Raw genomic sequence first — 17,438 nt, 5'->3', positions numbered from 1 at the left:
AGGACGCCTTGCCATGAATCACTTTTTCGAGCTGACCCTTACCACGGTTGCCGCCTTGCTGCCCATCATCAACCCCTTCAGCACGGCGGCGCTGTTCCTTGGCCTTACCGAAGGCGACTTGCCCAGTTGGCGCCGGCAACAGGCCAAGATGGGGGTGATTTACATGGTGGCCATCCTGGTGGTGTTCCTGCTGGCTGGCACCCTTATCATGAACTTTTTCGGCATTTCCCTGCCGGGGGTGCGTATCGCCGGGGGGATCTTGGTTGGCCGGGTGGCAATCGGCATGCTTTACCCCAAGGACGAGGGCTTTACCGACGCCGCCCACAAGGAAAACCGGCAACGCAAGGACGTGTCCTTCTTCCCGCTGGCCATGCCGAGCCTGGCCGGCCCCGGCGCCATTGCCGTCATCATTACCCTCGCGACCTTGGCCACCACCATCATGCACTACCTGGCCATCATCCTTGGTGTGCTCATCATGGGGGTGATCACCTATCTGACCTTGCTGGCCTCCAATTTCATTACCCGTTGGCTGGGGGTAACCGGCATGCAGGCCCTGACCAAGATCATGGGTTTTTTGATCTTCTGTATCGCGGTGCAGTTTGTGGTGAACGGAGTAACGGACCCGGACCTGCTTGCCAAGATAAAATCGGGGCTGGGGCTATAAAAAAGGCGCCTTGCGGCGCCTTTTTCAGCTGTTGGGCGCTGCAAACTGAAGCTGGCCGTTTTGTACCGGTATGGTGTCGTCGGGGCGATGGGCCATGCGCACCTTGCCTTGCTTACCATCCAGCTCATAGGTGACGTCGTAGCCCAGCAGTTTTTGCGAGCGGTCGTAGGCGGTGTGGCACTTGCGGTCGGTGCGGGTGGTAAGGTCACCGTCTTGCATGTTTTTCTGCACTTGGTTACCGGCGTAACCACCGGCAGCCGCCCCAGCAACGGTGGCCAGTTTGCGGCCATTACCGTCACCTATCTGATGGCCCAGCACACCACCCACGACAGCGCCAATCACCGAGCCGGCCACACGGTTCTCGTCCTGAACCGGTTTTCTGACGGTGGTGGTGACATCCTGGCACACCTGTCTTGGAGTGCTGATGTCTTTGGTGACCGCTTGCACGTCCAGCACCTTGGCATAGTCCTGGCCGTCGTTAAGGTTATATGCGGCGATGGCGCCGCCACCGGCGGCCAGAGCCACGCCCACGGCAATACCTGCAACCATGGATTTGTTCATTGTTCTCCCTCCTCTCCTCTTACAAGAGACCCGACAAACCTTAGGCACCCAACCCATTGCCAAGGCTGAACGCCGCGAAAAAAGCGGCCTTCTTTGCCGGTGCATTCAGATTGCAGGCAGAAACTGAGAGAAAACTGAATGGCTAGCGCCACAGCTGCGGCAGTTGCAGCCAGGCATCTTCCAATGCCCGTTGCTGCTCGGCCGCTTCGTCTTTGTCGTAGTAGGGTAAGTCCGCCACCCGGCTCTCCAGCCCCGGCGCCGAGAAATCGGGCACCAGCGCCTTTAAAAAACGGGTGTAAGCCAGGGCCCTGACCGGCTGGTAATACTCGCCGTTATTGGGGTCGGCGTAGGCATTGGCCAGCACCGCCAACGCCATGATGGCGCCCTGGTCTGCCGCCGCCTGAAAGTAGCTGATGGCTTTGGCCTGCAAGGCCGCCCAGTCGCGCCCCTCAAAGCGGGCCGAGTCGGCCTGATAACTCAGCATAAAGCCCTGCATCAGCTGGCCAAGGATAAACCCCTGGTCGGCCGAGGCGACTTTAAGCTGCTGAATAAAGTCTTTTTGCCGCCAGGCGGCTGGCAACCCTTGGCAATGGGTCAGCCAGAGGCGCTCTTCTTCGGTTGCCTGGCTGGGCGGTATGGCGCAGCGCTCCATGCCCTCTGCCAGGCGGTACATGGCCTCGGCATCGATGTCCGGCCAGGCAGAAGCGGCGTCCAACAGCTTGGCCACATCAAAGGCGTAATCAAAGGGCACCAAGCGCCCTTGCAAGATGGCAAGGTTATCTGGCGGTGCATCCAAAGGCATTGCTTCAATCTCACCCGCCGGGCGCTCTGGCTCAGTAAGGGTTGGCGGCGGCAAGGTTTGGGCGCCAGGTGCCGGCGCCTTATCTTCAGGCGCTACGAGCGGCGCCGGCGCGTATTGCCACCACCACAGGCCAATAAGCAGCAATGCAATAACCAAAGCCAGCTTTTGCATATCAGCTGATCTCTTGCCAAAGATGGCAATGGGAGCAAGGGAAGAAAGGTGTCGGCAGCATCGGCTTAACAGTAAAAATCCCAGCCACCGGGGCTGGGATTTCGTTTAGCGAACCAAGGCGCCGTCTTCGGCCGCAGGTAGCGGCTCGTCGACCAAGTCGTCCATAAAGGGGGTGTTGGCCACCAAAAAATCGGCCAGATGGTAAAGGTCTGGCAAGACCTGGTGGAACTGCTGGCGCCCTCTTACCAGGGTAACGGCCACACCTTTGGGGATGAGCTCGGCCTTGAGGTCGTAACCCAGGGTAAAGAGCTGCAGGCGGCCCTCACCGTCAAAGTGCTCGGCCAGCCACTGGGCGCAGCGGCCCTTGGGGCTTTTTAGCCAGGCCGGGTGGCGCCAATCGCCGTAGCGCAGCATCAGTGCCACCCAAGGCAGCAGCAGCGCCAGCTGCACCAAAAAGGTAGAGAGGCTGTTGGTATCGGAAAAATCGTACCAGTGATGATCGGGTGACAAAATGTGGTATTGCCAGGCGGTCAGGCCCTGGAACAGCAGCAGCAGCATCAGAGCCACCGCCAATGCCTGCCAGATACCAGGCAGCAGCACTGGGGTGCGGCGGGCATGGCTATATAGCCCAAGCCAAAGCACTACCAGCATCACGGCAAAAAACGGATTGAAAGCCAAATTCGGAGCAAGCAGGGCGGACAGGGGATAGGCCCCCAACAGCAGTCCGTAACCTAAAAAGAGTACGGTTCTCATCATGATCAAGTCCTTGATGGTTAAGGCGCCTTCCTGGCGCCGAGCGGATTTTATCTAAAAATTCCGGTTTGGGTAAAGATGAGCGAAGCAGCAGGTGGGATACGAGCAGACGGCTGGCGCCCTGTATCAACCACTGCGGCTGTCCTTGCTCTTGGCTAAGAGTAGCTGACTTTCGTGCATAAAATCGGATGCTAATGGACCAAAATAGGACGCAACTTCCTCGAATCGCTCAATAAAACCTGCCTTATCATTGGCTTCGAGCAAGGCAATTACCTGATTGAGCTGTTCGCGAAAGCCTTTTATCACCCCAAGGTGCTGGCTGTTGGACAAAATAATGTCGGCGTACAGCGAAGGGTCTTGGGCAAAAAGGCGCCCTACCATGGCCAGCTCCAAGCGGTAGATGGGCGAGCTCATGGTCAGCAGTTTATTGAGGTCGGCGCCGCTGGCTTTAAGGTGCAGACCATAGGCAAAGCTGTTGAAATGCCGAAGCGCCTGAATAAAGCCCATGCTGGCATCGTGCTCGGCAGCGTCAACCGCCACCAGTTTGGCGCCCCACAGCCCCATTTGGGCAATGAGCCAGTCGTTATCGCCCCGGCCCTGGCAATAGAGCATCACCTCTTTGGCAAAGCTGGACACATCGGGCCCAAACATGGGGTGCAGCCCAAGCACCGGTCCTGGGTGCTTTGCCAGCATCCAGCCGAGGGGCTTTTCCTTGATAGAGGTCAGATCCATCAAGGTGCAATCAGCCGGCAATGCTGGCAGCGCCTCTGTCACCGCCTCGGTGACATTAATCGGCACACTCAGGATGACAAGACCGGCATCGGCCAGCAGCTCGGTTGCCTGGTGCCAATCGTCTTTATCCAGCACCGACACCTGATAGCCCGAGGCGGTAAAGTATTCGGCAAAGCGCTTACCCAGGCGCCCTCGCCCACCCACCACCACCACCCGGCCAAGATCCGGGCGCAGGCACTTGCTGCCGGCCCCCACTTCCTGCTGGTAAGACTCGCGCATACAGCGGCGCAAAATGTCTTCGATAAGGTCGGGGCTCAGGCCGCGTTTTTGCGCTTCCTCACGGCGGGAGGCCAGCATGCTGGCCTCCCTGTCCGGTGCGTAAATCGGCAGCCCATGCTCCCGCTTGACCTCACCGACTTCCCGCACCAGCGCCAGGCGCTGGTCGAGCAGATCGAGCAGCGCTTTGTCCACCGCATCGATGCGATTACGCAGATCCTCAAGCATCAGGACGCTACCTCTACCTGCTGCATGCCGCCGTGCAGCTCTTCCAGAAGATGGGCGGTGGTGTCCCAGCCCATGCAGGCATCGGTAATGGACTGCCCGTAAACCAATGACTCACGCGGGCCACCGCTTTGGGCGCCTTCCACCAGGTTGGATTCGAGCATCACACCCATGATGGCGCCGTTGCCATTTTGGCGCTGACGCAGCACATCCCTTGCCACCATCGGCTGACGGCGGTGATCCTTGCCGGAATTTGCGTGAGAACAGTCAATCATAATGGCTTCGTTAAGGCCGGCTTTTTGCAAGCTTTGTAAAGCATCATTTACGGAGCTTTCATCGTAGTTCGGCGCGCTGCCGCCACGGAGGATTACGTGGCCATGAGGGTTGCCCTCGGTCTGAAGCACCGCCACTTGGCCGCTCTGGTTGATCCCCATGAAACAATGGGGCTGAGACGCGGCTTGTAAAGCGTTAATTGCGGTGGAAAGACTGCCGTCGGTACCGTTTTTAAAGCCCACCGGCATCGACAAACCGGACGCCAGCTCCCGGTGGGTCTGGGATTCGGTAGTACGGGCCCCGATAGCTGACCAGGCAAAAAGCTCTGCTAAATACTGCGGGCTGATGGGGTCGAGGGCTTCGGTCGCAACCGGCATGCCCAGCTCCGCCAGCCACACCAACAATTCACGGGCCAGACGCAGGCCGGTTTCCAGCGCAAAGCTGCCGTCCAGGTGGGGATCGTTGATAAGGCCTTTCCAGCCAACCGTGGTACGGGGCTTCTCAAAATACACCCGCATGACGATATAGAGCCGGTCCTGATATGCATCGTGAAGCGCCTTAAGACGGGTTGCGTAGGCCTTGGCCGCTTCGATGTCGTGGATGGAACAGGGGCCACAGACCACCAACAGGCGATCGTCTTGGCCGCAGATCACATCGGCGATGGTCTGGCGCGCCTTGGCTATCTGGGCCAGGGCCTGCTCTGAGACCGCAATGGCGGCTTTCAATTCGGCGGGGGAAACCAGGACTTGTTCGCCACGGATATGAACGTTGTTAAGGGCATCTCTTTGCATTGTTTACACCTTGCTTAAACTTTTATTTACACAACATGGCAAGGCTTTAATCGAAATCTATATTGACTTTAGATAAAACCAGCCTACGCAACGACCCCAACACTACCACCACAGCCCCTATTTTCCTAGCCCTTGCCTCGATTTTATTGGCCATTGACTGTGCCACGACACCCCGTGGCAGGCATACCAACACATCGCAATAAATACATTTGCTTGTTTTTTACCCTTTAGTTGCAATTTCTGACTTTGTTACGTAACTGTTGCATGTCCACCAAAACGAGTGGGCGTCAATAAGCCAATTAAAAACAAAGGTTAAGGAAGGACTACATGAAGAGAACTTTCGCACTGGCCGCCTTGGCGGTTGCAGTCAGCACCCCCGCCATGTCGGCAACTATTATTGACATCAAACCCAACAGCCCGCGCTTTCAAGCCCTGGGCGCCGACCAGGATCCGGTAAAAATGCTGGGCCTGAGCGACAGCCAAAGCTTTAAAGGCCAGGCAGTTAAGGTGGGTAAAGCCAGTAAGTCGCGCTTGCGCCAGTACTACAAAGGCGTCGAGGTGTACGGGGTGTCGGTAGTGGCCGACACCGATGCCATGGGGATCTACTCCAACCTGGTGGGCCGCTACGTTGAAGGCATTGATGGCGACTTGCCGGATGTCACCCCGACCCTGTCGGAGAAAATGGCCGTGGCTCGAGCCCAGCGCCATGCCGGGCTGAAGAAGGTGGACCGCTCCAATGCCAAGCTGTTTATCTGGCTGGACGAGGCGCAGCAGGCTCATCTGGTGTACCAGGTGGACCAGTTTGTGGCCGGCGATAACCCGCGCCGCCCCTTTACCCTTATCGATGCCCACACCGGCGCGGTGCTTAAAACCTGGGATCAGCTGACCTTTTCACAAAACGCCACCGGCCCCGGCGGTAACACCAAGACCGGCGAGTACTACTACGGCACCGACTACGGCTACCTGGTGGTGGACGACAACTGCCGCATGGACAATACCAACGTCACCACGGTGGATATGAACAACGCCACCTCCGGCGGCTCTGTGCATCAGTTCACCTGTCCAAACAGCACCGAGCCCATGGTGAACGGCGCCTATTCGCCGCTGAACGATGCCCACTACTTTGGTGGCGTTATCTTCAACATGTACTCCGACTGGTTTAACACCAGCCCGCTGACCTTCAAGCTGACCATGAAGGTGCACTACGGCAACAACTACCAGAACGCCTTCTGGGACGGCTCGGCCATGACCTTCGGCGATGGCGGCTCCACCTTCTACCCGCTGGTGAGCCTTGATGTCTCTGCCCACGAGGTGTCTCACGGCTTTACCGAGCAAAACTCCGGCCTGACCTACTCCGGCCAGAGCGGCGGTATCAATGAAGCCTTCTCTGACATGGCTGGCGAAGCGGCCGAGTACTACATGAAGGGCAGCAACGACTGGAAAGTGGGCGCCGAGATCTTCAAAGGCTCCGGTGCCTTGCGTTACATGAACCAGCCAAGCCTCGACGGCAGCTCCATCGACAGTGCCGACGACTACTACAGCGGCCTGGATGTGCACTACAGCTCAGGGGTCTTTAACCGCGCCTTCTACCTGCTGGCCACCACCAGCGGCTGGGATACCCACAAAGCTTTTGAAGCCTTCGTGACCGCCAACCAGCTGTATTGGAACGCCAACTCCGACTACGACGATGCCGCCTGCGGTGTTGCCCAGGCCGCAGACGACCTTGGCTATTCGGTCAGCGACGTGGAAGCGGCCTTTAGCGGGGTCGATGTTGACGCCTCTTGCGGCAGCACGCCGCCGCCCAGTGGCAGCACCCTGACCAACGGCCAGGCCGTGACTGGCATCAGCGGTTCGTCCGGCTCCGAGCAAGTCTGGACCCTGTCGGTACCGAGCGGCGCCAGCGGCCTTAGCTTTAACATCAGCGGTGGTAGCGGCGATGCCGACCTGTACGTGCGCTTTGGCAGCGCGCCGACCACCAGCAGCTATGATTGTCGCCCTTATCGCAACGGCAACAATGAAACCTGCTCATTCAGCTCGCCACAAAGCGGCACCTACTATGTGATGCTGCGCGGCTACTCCAGCTACTCTGGCGTCAGCCTGGTAGGCAGTTACAGCAACTAATGAAAAGGGGCCGGTTAAACCGGTCCCTTTTTTAATGGGCATGATGCGGTTCTGATAGTCGGCATGGCTCATCGCCATACTCGATTTCAAAGGTGGTGTGAGCCAAGGGGTAATGCTGGCAAAGCCCCGCCAACGCAGATTTGAGCGCCAGATAGCCGCTGGCATCCAAGGCGTGGCTGGCAACCACATGGCCGGTAACCACATGCTGCTCTCCGTCAAAGGACCAAGCATGGAGGTGATGAACGTCGCTGACGTTGTCAATCGCCAGGATATCTCGTTTAACCGCAGCCAAATCGATGTCCGCCGGGGTTGCCTGCAAAAACAGCAGCACTGTGTCCCACAGGTTCTTCACCACGTTGTAGAGGATAAAGGCGGTGTAGAACACCGACAGCAGCGGGTCCAGTATCGGCCACTTCACAAAGAGCATCACCACCGCGACCACCAGCACCATCACCCAACCCAGCACGTCTTCCAGCAGGTGCCAGCTGACCACCTTGGCATTTTGGCTTTTGGCGCCTTTAAGGCGAAACACCGCCGCGCCGTTAACCACTATCCCCAGTATCGCCAGGCCAATCATGCCCCCGGCATGGGGCATTTGCGGGTCCCAAAGCCGGGGGATGGCTTCGCTCAGCACCAGCACCGCGCCCGTTACCAGCACCAAGGCGTTGATAAGGGCCGCCAGCAGGCTAAGGCGCTTGGGCCCGTAGCTAAAGCGGGCGCTGGGGCCGGCCTTAGCCTTGTTGCCAAGCCACCAGCCAAGCCCAAGGGCCAGGCTGTCGCCCAAGTCGTGCACCGCGTCGCTTAGGATGGCGACCGAGTTGGTGAGTAGGCCCCCTACTATCTCTATCAGGGTAAAGCCCAGGTTGAGAAAAAAGGCGACCTTGATATTGCCCACGTCGTCGTGGGCATGATGATGATGACTGTGGCTCATTACAACTCCTTGCCAGCGCGCAATTCCCCGAGCTTGCCTTTTGAGAACCAGGGATACAACACCGGCAGCACCAGGAGCGTCAGCAAGGTGGCTGTTACCAGGCCGCCAACAATCACCGTTGCCAGGGGTTTTTGGATCTCTGAACCAATACCAGTTGCCAGCAGCATGGGAATAAGCCCCAAAGCAGCGGTGGTGGCCGTCATCAATACCGGCCTGACCCTCGACACCGCCCCTTCAAGCACCGCCTCGCGCACGCTTTGCCCCGCTTCAAGGCGATGGTTAATGGCCTCCACCAGCACCACCCCGTTCAGCACCGCCACCCCAAACAAGGTGATAAAACCCACCGAGCCCGGCACCGACAGATACTGGCCACTGATGTAAAGCGCGACAATGCCGCCAATCAGCGCCAGCGGCAGGTTAACGAGGATAAGCAGGGCTTGGCCGACCGAGCCAAAGGCGAAATACAGCAACAGGGCAATAAGGCCAATGGAGACCGGCACCACCAGCAACAGCCGCTGCTGGGCCCGCTGCTGGTTTTCAAACTGGCCACCGATTTCCACCGAGTAGCCCGCCGGCAGCGCCACCTTGGCACTGAGCGCCGCCTTAATCTCGGCCACCACCGAGCCCATGTCCCGCCCCCCTACGTTGGCTTGCACCACCACCCGGCGCTGCACGTCGTCCCGGCGAATTTGCGGCGGCCCAGAGGCAAAACGTACGTCGGCAATATCGGCTACCCGCAACAAAGCGCCGCTAGGGGCACGCAGCCGCAGCTCGCTTATGCGGCTTGCATCCTTGCGAAAGGCGTTATCCAGACGCACGTAGATGTCGTAACGCTCGTTCCCGTTGATGATTTGCCCGGCGCTGGCGCCGCCCAACCCTTGGCTAACCAAGCGCATCAGATCGCCCACCGACAGCCCATAACGGGAAAGGGCATCGCGCCTGGGTGAGACCACCAGTTGCGACTCGCCGCTGACTTGCTCAAGGGCCACGTCCTTGGTGCCGGCAATGTTTTTGATTTGCGCTTCAATGGCCTGGCCCTTGGCGGTTAGCACCGAGAGATCCGGCCCGAACAGCTTCACCGCCAACTGGGCCTTGACCCCAGACAGCAGCTCGTCAACCCGGGTGGCAATGGGCTGGGAGAAATTGAGCAGCAGCCCTGGGAAGACCGACAGCGCTTCTCGCATCCGCTGTTGAAGGTGTTGGCGGTCCGGGGCGCTGGTCCACTGGCCGGTGGGCAGCAGACCGATATAAATTTCGATATTACTGACCGGCTCCGGGTCGCCCCCTATCTCGGCGCGGCCGATGCGCGACAAGGCATAGGTGACCTCGGGAAAAGCCATCAAGGTTGCCTCCAGCTTGGGCGCCAGCGCCAGGGCGTTATCCAAGCTGGTGGACGGCCCCAGGGTCACCCGCAAGTTGATAGTCCCCTCTTCAAGCTCAGGCACAAACTCGGTGCCAAGGCGCGGCAAAATGGCCAGCGCCCCCACAAAAAGCAACAAGGCGGCGCCCAGCAGCGCCTTTTTATGGCCCATGGCCCAGCCGAGCAAACGCCGGTAACCGCCCTCGCTAACCCTTACCACCGGGCTCACCCGAGTGTTAACGCCCCTTGGGTAGAAGTAACTAGCAAGGGCCGGCACTAGGGTCAGCGACACCACCAGCGAGGTGGCCATGGCCAACATGATGGAAATGGCCATGGGTTTGAAGAGCTTGCCTTCCACCCCTTCGAGGGCAAAGAGCGGCGCAAAGACCACCAAGATGATGGTAACGGCAAAGAACACCGGCTTGGCCACTTCCCTTGCCGCCAGCACCACCTGCTGGCGCGCCGAGGTGCCCGGCGCCTTGGCTCCAAGGCGCCTGAAGATGTTTTCGGTCATCACCACCGCGCCGTCTACCATCATGCCGATGGCCACCGCCAGCCCGCCAAGGGACATCAGGTTGGCCGAGCTGCCATGAAGACTCATCACCATCAGCGCCATCCCCACCGACAGCGGAATCGACACCAGCACCAGGGTAACGGCCTTTAGATCGAGCAAGAACAAGGTGAGGATGATGGCAATAAGCACCAAGGCTTCAAGGAGCGCCTTCTCGACCGTGCCCACTGCCTGGCTGACCAGGAAGGCCTGATCGTAAAAGGGCTCAAAACGCACGCCCTTGGGCAGCGCCTGGTTGATGCGCTCAACCCGCGCTTTGATGCCATCGATGGTGGCTTTGGTGTTAGCCCCCATCCGTTTTAGGACAATGCCGGACACCACCTCCCCCAACGCTTGCGGGGTATCGCCCTCGCCGCGCTTGGTCATGGTTACAGCGCCTTGGCGGATCTCCGGGCCAAGCTCCACTTGGGCTACGTCTTCAACCCGCACCACGACGCCGTCAGCGGTTTTAAGGGGCAGCTTGCCAAGCTCCTCCAGCACTTTATCCCCCGGGGCAAGCCAGCCGGTGCCGCGGATCACCAGTTGCTCGGCGCCTCGGTCCAAGTACCAGCCGCCCACATTGAGGTTGTTGTCCTCGATTGCCGCCTGCACCTGTTGCTGGGTAAGCCCGTAGGCAAGCAGCCGCGAGGGGCTCAAATTCACCTGGTATTGGCGCACCTCGCCGCCAAAGGACAACACCTCGGTGACCCCTTCAACCGGCATCAGCATCAGTTTGACCAGGTAATCGTTGAGGCTGCGAAGAGCCATAACGTCGTAGCCACTGCCGGGCTCGGCCACCAGCAGATACTGGTAAACCTGGCCAAGGCCGGAGGTATTGGGCCCCATTTGTGGCACCCCTATTCCATCGGGGATAAGGGCGCTTGCCGCTTCCAGGCGCTCAAACACCAACTGGCGTGCAAAGTAGATGTCGGTGCCCTCTTTAAACACCACGGTCACGCCCGAGAGGCCCGTTTTTGAAATGGAACGCACCTCCTCCACCGCCGGCAAGGCGTACATCACCGATTCGATGGGGTAGCTGATAAGCTGCTCCACCTCCTCGGCACCAAGGCCGGGCGCCTCGGTGTTTACCGTGACCTGCACATTGGTGACATCGGGGAAGGCATCGAGGTTTAGCTTGGGAATAAGCCACCCCGCCATGGCCATCACCCCCAATAGCGCCAACACCACCAGCAGCCGGTTGGCAACGGCCCAATCAACAATACGATTTAGCATGCTGGCCCCTTAGTGGTTGTGGGTACTAAAGCCCGCCTTGGCGAGCTCGGAGGCGATATAAAATGCACCCTTCACCGCCACCTTGGTGCCGGGCTCAAGGTCCAGTACCTGTTGCTGGTCGTCAAAAACCTGGCCGAGGGTGACCTCCCTTGCCTCAAAATGACCGGGCTCGGGCTCTACAAAGACGGTCCAGTCGCCGTCGCTGCTGCGAATAAGGGCCTCTTGCGGCAGCGCCATCACCGGCGCCGGGGTCTCAAAGAGAAAGGCCACATCCACATACATGCCGGCGTGAAGGGCGTGTTGGGGGTTAGGCAGGGCAAGGCGCACGGTGCGGGTGCGGGTAACCGGGTCCAGGGTATGGCCAGCCTGGCTAACCGTGGCAGGCCAGGCGGTATCGCCGATGCTCACCAAGGCCTTGGTGCCTTTGGGAATATCCAGAGTGCTGGTGCCGGGTAACTGGGCTTGCACCCAAAGCGACGTTTCATCGGCCACCTGGACCAGCGCCTCACCGGGGGCCACGGCCTGGCCTTGCTGGAAGCTGTCAGATAGCACCACGCCGTCTATTGCCGAGCGCAGCGGATATTGGCCCAAAGGAGCAGCCGCGATGTCGCCCTCATCCAGGCCATAGGCCCGCAATTTGGCGAGACTGGCGTCAAAGCGGCTTTTGGCGTCCACAAAGCGCTGCTCGCCCACTGCCGCTTTGCCAAGCCCTTTTACCCGCAGCCATTCAGGCCGGGCCGACAGATAATCGCCCTGGGCCTCGGCAAGTTCGGCGCTAAAGAGGGTCACCAGCACCGCGCCTTTAACGACGTGGTCGCCAAGGGCGGTATGGCGGCTTAGCACCACAGAGTGCAAGCGGGGGGAGGCAAGGTAACTGCGGTACTGATCCACCAACACCTCCCCTGGCACCAGATACCGATACTGGGCCGGCGCCGGGGTGATGGCGCGGGTTTCAATACCCACGGCCGCCTGTTGCTCGGGGCTTAAGGTGACGCCTTCTTCGGCTTGGGTTGGCAGGGCGAAGGCCAGCAGCAAAAAAATCAGTGAAGCTTTCATAGCGTCACTCCTTTGACAGAGAGTTGGCCGCTTTGGGCCAATGCATCAATAAGGGCTAGGCGGGTTTGTTGCTCAAGGGCGATACCGTCACTTTGGCTTTGGGCCAGGGCATTGAGCCCTTGAAGGTACTGGGCGGTAGCCAGCTCCCCTTGTTGCCAAAATCGTTCGAGACGGGGCTGCACGTCTTGCTCGCGCCACTGCTGCCATTGGCGGTAATGGCGCTGGTAGCTTGCCAAGCGGCCCTTGGCCGCGCGCCAGGCAGCGCGTTGGTCAAGGTATTGCTGCTGGTAGGCAGCCTCCGATGCCAGGGCCTGGTAGCCGGTGGCGGCCACGTCACTTTGAAAGTCGTTACGAAGGTTCAAAGGAATGGAAACCCCAACCCCGACGCTGCTGCTGCCCCCGTCGCGGCCAGCACTGAGCCCCACAGTCGGTTTGACTTTTACCGCCCGGCGCCGGGTTTCAACCTGCTGGCGGCTTAGCTGCCAGCGGGCTTTGGCGAGGGCTACGGCAGGATGGCTGGCAAGCCATTCTTCACCTTCGGGAAGGCGAAGGCGCGCCAGGTAACCGTCAAGCTCCGTACTTTTTTGCACGCTTGCGTTGGGCAACAAGGCTTCAAGCTCAGCGCGTGCCTCTTCATAGGCAGCATCGGCATCGGCCAGGGCCTTTAGGCGGGAGCTGAGATTTAAGCGGGCAAGCTCGGCATCCACTACCCCAAGATCCCCGGCATCCTGGCGTTTTTTCACCAGTGCCAGCAAGGTGCCCAGATAGCGGCGCTGCTGCTGGGCCAGCTGCTGCTCGTCGGCCGCCGCTAAAAACCGAGCCATGGCAGCGAGCACCTTGGCCTTTTGTTGCTGGAGCCTGGCATCGAAAGCCAAGGCAGCCTGTACCCGGGTGAGCCTCGCTTCCTGCTGTTGGCTATCCCCTTGCCCCCACCAATCCAGGGTTTGCTCAAGGCCCAGGGCGACGTTGTTGTCGTTGCCGTTTTTCTCGCCAAAGGCTGACAACACCGGGTTATAGAGGGGTTTGGCCAGGCCGTCGGCCTCGGCCCTGGCTTCAAGTAAACGCTGCTGCTCGGCAATAACCGCTGGCTGCGCCAAGAGTTGGCGGTCAAGCCAGCTCGCAAAATCCGCCGCCTGCGCGCCAAAGCACGCCGCAGCCGCCAGCCCACAGAGGGCCAGCCGTACAAAAAACAAAGACATGAAGTGTCCTCACATCGGTTGAACGGTTGGGCGAAAAACGCCCGTTAAGGCTCAAACCAGAAGGAGGATGGGAGGGCGAAACAGCGAGTCGGGGTGCAAAGACACAAAGGCCGCGCCGGTTTGGCGAGGCTTTTCAACAAAAACGGGGGCGGCTTTCCACAGTTCACCTGGGGTCATGGTGTGGCCGCCATGGCAATGGCAGCAATGGTGGTGAACGAGGCCGTCGGCATCGCCTAGCGCCGCTTGCTGCACAGTTGCAGTTTCAGGCGCGTTAAGCGGCGTCACTACGTCGGCAACGGCCAGCATTGACTGAAAAGCCAGTAACAGGGCAAGGACGCAAGTACAGATGCGTCGCCATTGTCGAAGAGTTCGCGTAGTCTGCATGGGCAGGGACTCTAGCAAATGTCCCCGAGCCAAGAAAGAGGAAGTCCGTTGATGTTGAGCGCACTGCTGCTGGCCAGCCAGATGGCCACCGCCCCTGTTCCCTATCGAGCCAAGGCAACCCGCGTCTGTGAAATGGCGGTCAGGGCAAGGCTGGGTATGGTTAGAACCGATGCCATCAATGTCGAGCAGCGGGATCTGGTGTTGGTGGTCAGCGGTAAGGCGCTGGTCAGCAAGGGCCCGGTGAATTTTATCTGCCAGTTCACCATCGATGAGCGTGACGAGCTGCAACTGACTCACCTAGACCTCCTGGCCCTCAAGCAAGACCCCAAATCCCAGTAACGAAAAAGGCCGCCCTAAGGCGGCCCTGGATGCTTGCAAGGTTTATTTTAGGTACGGCACTTCGACCCGTGTCAGGCGAAGAAGGCTGGCATCGTTTTGGGTATCAATGGCGTTGACCAACCAGAACTGGTTGTCGAAGGGGTCGGTCAGTTTGTACGAGATTTCCAGATCGCAGCGGTAACTGGCGTCCTGCCATTCCCCCAGGTAGTTCTCCACGGACAAAGTCCCCGACACCCAGAAGCGGCGCTCGTCCAGCTCGGCAATATTGCTGCTCCATACCGAGAACTGGCGAGCCAGGGGATCTTTGAGCCGCTTGCGAAGATGGTCTTCGCATTTGCTTGCGGCCAATGACCGCCAGTCCACAAATTCGTAGCCCTGACGGTTGCTGTAGTAGTGTTCCATGACCAGGCCGATAAAGCTGCAATAGGCCAGAGAGAATGCGGCTGCCAACAACAAGCGTAAGTCCATATATCACCCTGTGTTTGCCGTTGAAATTGCGGATGTAAAACGCCTAGGCAAATATAGTTAAAGATGTAACAAATTGCTCTTCCACTAATACTGAACACCCGTTAAACGACGCGCAGCTTCACACTTTTCAACTTTGCCTCCCTGCGTAGAATGAATTTCGCAAGCAAGGTAATCGACCCTGTCGAGACCCCTCTTATTCAGGCCGCTTTTCCCACCTCTGCGGCCTTTTTTTTCGCCCAAAATTCGTCGCGCCTTGGGCCTGCACTGTGTTTAGGCTAGACTGCCCTTTTGGCCAGACTTCCCCTATCCATGACCGCCAGCCTGCTATTCCACGACTTTGAAACCTTCGGTGCCAATCCCAAAAGGGACAGGCCCTGCCAGTTTGCCGCTATCCGTACCGATGAAGATCTCAACATCATCGATGAGCCCAAAGTCTGGTTCAGCCAGCCTGGTAACGATTACCTGCCCCACCCCATGGCCTGCCTTATTACCGGTATTACGCCGCAGCAGGCTCTGGCGCAAGGCATGGCCGAACCCGAATTTGCCCGGCTTATCCACCAGCAGATGAGCCAGCCACAAACCTGCACCCTGGGCTACAACAGCCTGCGTTTTGACGATGAAGTGACCCGCTTCATGCTCTATCGCAACTTCTACGATCCGTATGAGCGCGAATGGCAGCACGGCAACAGCCGCTGGGATCTCATCGATATGACCCGGGCTACCTATGCATTGCGCCCAGACGGCATTATCTGGCCCGAAAACGAAGACGGCCTGCCCAGTTTCAAGCTCGAGTCCCTGTCCCAGGCCAATGGGCTGGCGCACAGCAAGGCCCACGATGCCTTAAGCGACGTGGAAGCCACCATTGCGCTTGCCAAGCTTATTCGCCAGCACCAACCCAAGCTGTACCAGTTTTTTTTCAAGCTGCGGCGCAAGCAGGCAGTGGCCGAGCTTATCGACATCATTAATCTCCAGCCTCTGGTGCACACCTCCAGCCGCTTTTCGGCCGCCCAGGGCTGCACCACCTATGTGGTGCCCATGGCCTGGCACCCGGTCAATAAAAATGCGGTGGTGGTGGTGGATCTCAATGGCGATCTGACGCCACTGCTTGAGCTTGACGGCCAGGCATTGGTTGAGCGCCTTTACACCAAAACCGCCGATCTCGATGAAGGCCAGTCGCGGCTACCGGTAAAACTGGTGCACATCAACAAGTGCCCTATCCTGGCGCCCGCCAAGACCCTGGGGCCGGAGCGGGCCGATGCCCTTGGCATAGACCGGGCTCGTTGCCGCGATAACCTTGAGCTGCTAAAGCAGCACCCGGAGCTTAGAGAGAAGCTGGGCGCCCTGTTTGCACAGGAAGGGGACTATCCTACCCCGGACGCAGAAGAAGCCCTTTACAGTGGCTTTATCTCTGATGCCGACAAAGCGGCCATGGCTCTGGTTAGAGAAAACCAAGATCCAAACCGCCTTAGCGGTATTCAGTTTAAGGATGAGCGCCTTAACACCTTACTGTTCCGTTACCGGGCGCGTTATTTCGCCCAAACCCTTAGCGAACAGGAGCAGCTGCGCTGGCAGCGCTACCGCGAAGAGGTGTTGATGCAAGGCAGCCGCGGCTTTGGGCTACAGGAATTCATGGTGGAGCTTGAGCAGTTGGCCGAGGAGCGCGCCGAGGATGCCAAGGCCATGGGCATCCTGAAAAGCCTCTACCAGTACGCCCAGTCCCTCTAAGGGCCGGGGCTGTAGCCCTGGCCGGTGCTTAGCCCAGAGATGTCTCCCTCATCGGTGGCAAACACAAACGGCAGGGAATGAGGGCGACCATCCTCCCCTGCGGTTTTCACCACAAAGTGCAGGTGCGGTTCGGTAGAAAACCCGGTATTGCCGGAATGGGCCAAGGGCGTACCAACCTCAGCCCACTGGCCAATTCGCACCAAGGCGCTGCCGGGTTGCAGGTGAAAATACTCCCCCAGGGTTTTATCGCTGTGCTCAAGCACCAGGTAGTTGGCGTCTCCTGCGCAGCGGGCGAACGCGCAACCCTTGGTTGAGTCCATTTTCATGGCCACCACCCGCCCGGCCCGGGCAGCGGTCACCACCGTGCCTTCTGGCATGGCAAAATCCACGGCATAAAAGCTAAAGGGCTCATCGTGGCTGAACATACCGCCCCAGCCCTGCAACACCTTATAACGCCCGGTTTGCCAAGGCAGCCGATAGCGGGCGTCTTGGTCTTGGCGGGCGCTGACCGAGCCGCGCGACCAGCGAGACCAGTAGTGGAGCTTCCAGGGCGCGATGATGGTCAGGGTCTGCAGCGTCTTTTGCTGCTTTGGCCCCAGCTCCATCACCGCCGGCAGGCCTGGGCTTGCTTTCAGCCCCGACAGCACCGCATCAACTCTGACCGTCACCGGCGCCGTGGAATGGTTACTGGCCACCAGTTTGAGCTCTTGCCCCAGCTCCTGCATTTGTACGCACACCGGCTCCTGGCTACAGGCCAGCAGCGGTTTGGCATACAGCAATGCAAAAAGCCAAAAATATCGGCGCAACATGGGTTTAAAACCTTG

At 59.2% G+C, this 17,438-nt stretch carries 16 protein-coding genes; 4 read left to right on the top strand and 12 right to left on the bottom strand.

The features are described 5' to 3' along the window. Positions 1 to 13: 13 nt before the first annotated feature. Positions 14 to 664 (top strand): MarC family NAAT transporter, encoded by a 651-nt coding sequence (locus AC22G1_RS09695; RefSeq protein WP_487316575.1) that lies wholly within the window; start codon positions 14 to 16, stop codon positions 662 to 664. Between the two features lie 24 nt (positions 665 to 688). Here the strand turns inward: AC22G1_RS09695 and AC22G1_RS09690 are convergent, their stop codons facing one another. The 5 genes from AC22G1_RS09690 to AC22G1_RS09670 form a co-directional block, all read right to left on the bottom strand. Beyond that, positions 689 to 1,225, bottom strand: coding sequence for a glycine zipper 2TM domain-containing protein (locus tag AC22G1_RS09690; RefSeq protein ID WP_487316574.1), 537 nt, complete (start codon positions 1,223 to 1,225; stop codon positions 689 to 691). A 142-nt stretch (positions 1,226 to 1,367) separates the two neighbouring features. Beyond that, on the bottom strand, positions 1,368 to 2,198 hold the full coding sequence (locus tag AC22G1_RS09685) for a hypothetical protein (RefSeq protein ID WP_487316573.1): 831 nt from the start codon (positions 2,196 to 2,198) through the stop codon (positions 1,368 to 1,370). 105 nt (positions 2,199 to 2,303) lie between these two features. Then, positions 2,304 to 2,954 carry a hypothetical protein gene (locus AC22G1_RS09680; RefSeq protein ID WP_487316572.1) on the bottom strand — a complete coding sequence of 217 codons (651 nt, stop codon included), beginning with the start codon at positions 2,952 to 2,954 and terminating at the stop codon, positions 2,304 to 2,306. 123 nt (positions 2,955 to 3,077) lie between these two features. Then, positions 3,078 to 4,187, bottom strand: a complete 1,110-nt coding sequence (tyrA, locus tag AC22G1_RS09675) for a bifunctional chorismate mutase/prephenate dehydrogenase (RefSeq protein WP_487316571.1) — start codon at positions 4,185 to 4,187, stop codon at positions 3,078 to 3,080. Further along, complete coding sequence (locus tag AC22G1_RS09670) at positions 4,187 to 5,248, bottom strand: 3-deoxy-7-phosphoheptulonate synthase (RefSeq protein ID WP_487316570.1); 1,062 nt, start codon at positions 5,246 to 5,248, stop codon at positions 4,187 to 4,189. The genes tyrA and AC22G1_RS09670 overlap by 1 nt, the downstream gene beginning before the upstream one ends. Before the next feature lie 327 nt (positions 5,249 to 5,575). Between AC22G1_RS09670 and AC22G1_RS09665 the strand changes: the two genes are divergently transcribed. Continuing rightward, positions 5,576 to 7,369, top strand: a complete 1,794-nt coding sequence (locus AC22G1_RS09665; protein ID WP_487316569.1) for a M4 family metallopeptidase — start codon at positions 5,576 to 5,578, stop codon at positions 7,367 to 7,369. Positions 7,370 to 7,400: 31 nt separating this feature from the next. On the opposite strand, the gene AC22G1_RS09660 is transcribed toward AC22G1_RS09665, so the two are convergent. The 5 genes from AC22G1_RS09660 to AC22G1_RS09640 are packed head-to-tail and all read right to left on the bottom strand — an operon-like array spanning position 7,401 to position 14,004. Continuing rightward, complete coding sequence (locus AC22G1_RS09660; RefSeq protein WP_487316568.1) at positions 7,401 to 8,300, bottom strand: cation diffusion facilitator family transporter; 900 nt, start codon at positions 8,298 to 8,300, stop codon at positions 7,401 to 7,403. Further along, complete coding sequence (locus tag AC22G1_RS09655; protein WP_487316567.1) at positions 8,300 to 11,443, bottom strand: efflux RND transporter permease subunit; 3,144 nt, start codon at positions 11,441 to 11,443, stop codon at positions 8,300 to 8,302. Before AC22G1_RS09655 ends, AC22G1_RS09660 begins: the two co-directional genes overlap by 1 nt. Positions 11,444 to 11,452: 9 nt before the next feature. Next, positions 11,453 to 12,499, bottom strand: a complete 1,047-nt coding sequence (locus AC22G1_RS09650; protein ID WP_487316566.1) for an efflux RND transporter periplasmic adaptor subunit — start codon at positions 12,497 to 12,499, stop codon at positions 11,453 to 11,455. Beyond that, the gene (locus AC22G1_RS09645) at positions 12,496 to 13,698 is read right to left on the bottom strand and encodes a TolC family protein (RefSeq protein WP_487316565.1); all 1,203 of its coding nucleotides are present in this window, start codon (positions 13,696 to 13,698) and stop codon (positions 12,496 to 12,498) included. The genes AC22G1_RS09650 and AC22G1_RS09645 overlap by 4 nt, the downstream gene beginning before the upstream one ends. A 51-nt stretch (positions 13,699 to 13,749) precedes the next feature. Next, the gene (locus tag AC22G1_RS09640; RefSeq protein ID WP_487316564.1) at positions 13,750 to 14,004 is read right to left on the bottom strand and encodes a hypothetical protein; all 255 of its coding nucleotides are present in this window, start codon (positions 14,002 to 14,004) and stop codon (positions 13,750 to 13,752) included. Positions 14,005 to 14,133: 129 nt separating this feature from the next. On the opposite strand from AC22G1_RS09640, the gene AC22G1_RS09635 reads away from it, so the two are divergent. Next, entirely contained in the window at positions 14,134 to 14,421 is a 288-nt protein-coding gene (locus AC22G1_RS09635; RefSeq protein ID WP_123421321.1) for a hypothetical protein, read from the top strand. A 42-nt stretch (positions 14,422 to 14,463) separates the two neighbouring features. Here the strand turns inward: AC22G1_RS09635 and AC22G1_RS09630 are convergent, their stop codons facing one another. Continuing rightward, positions 14,464 to 14,889, bottom strand: coding sequence for a hypothetical protein (locus AC22G1_RS09630; RefSeq protein WP_050658117.1), 426 nt, complete (start codon positions 14,887 to 14,889; stop codon positions 14,464 to 14,466). Positions 14,890 to 15,198: 309 nt separating this feature from the next. Between AC22G1_RS09630 and sbcB the strand changes: the two genes are divergently transcribed. Beyond that, on the top strand, positions 15,199 to 16,614 hold the full coding sequence (sbcB, locus tag AC22G1_RS09625; RefSeq protein ID WP_487316563.1) for an exodeoxyribonuclease I: 1,416 nt from the start codon (positions 15,199 to 15,201) through the stop codon (positions 16,612 to 16,614). Here sbcB and AC22G1_RS09620 read toward each other — a convergent pair. After that, complete coding sequence (locus AC22G1_RS09620; protein ID WP_487316562.1) at positions 16,611 to 17,423, bottom strand: M23 family metallopeptidase; 813 nt, start codon at positions 17,421 to 17,423, stop codon at positions 16,611 to 16,613. The genes sbcB and AC22G1_RS09620 overlap by 4 nt on opposite strands. Positions 17,424 to 17,438: the final 15 nt, after the last annotated feature.

This window comes from Gallaecimonas zhanjiangensis, assembly GCF_057624825.1.
The sequence above is the reverse complement of the archived record's forward strand: the minus strand, read 5'-3'. Positions and strand labels throughout refer to the sequence as shown.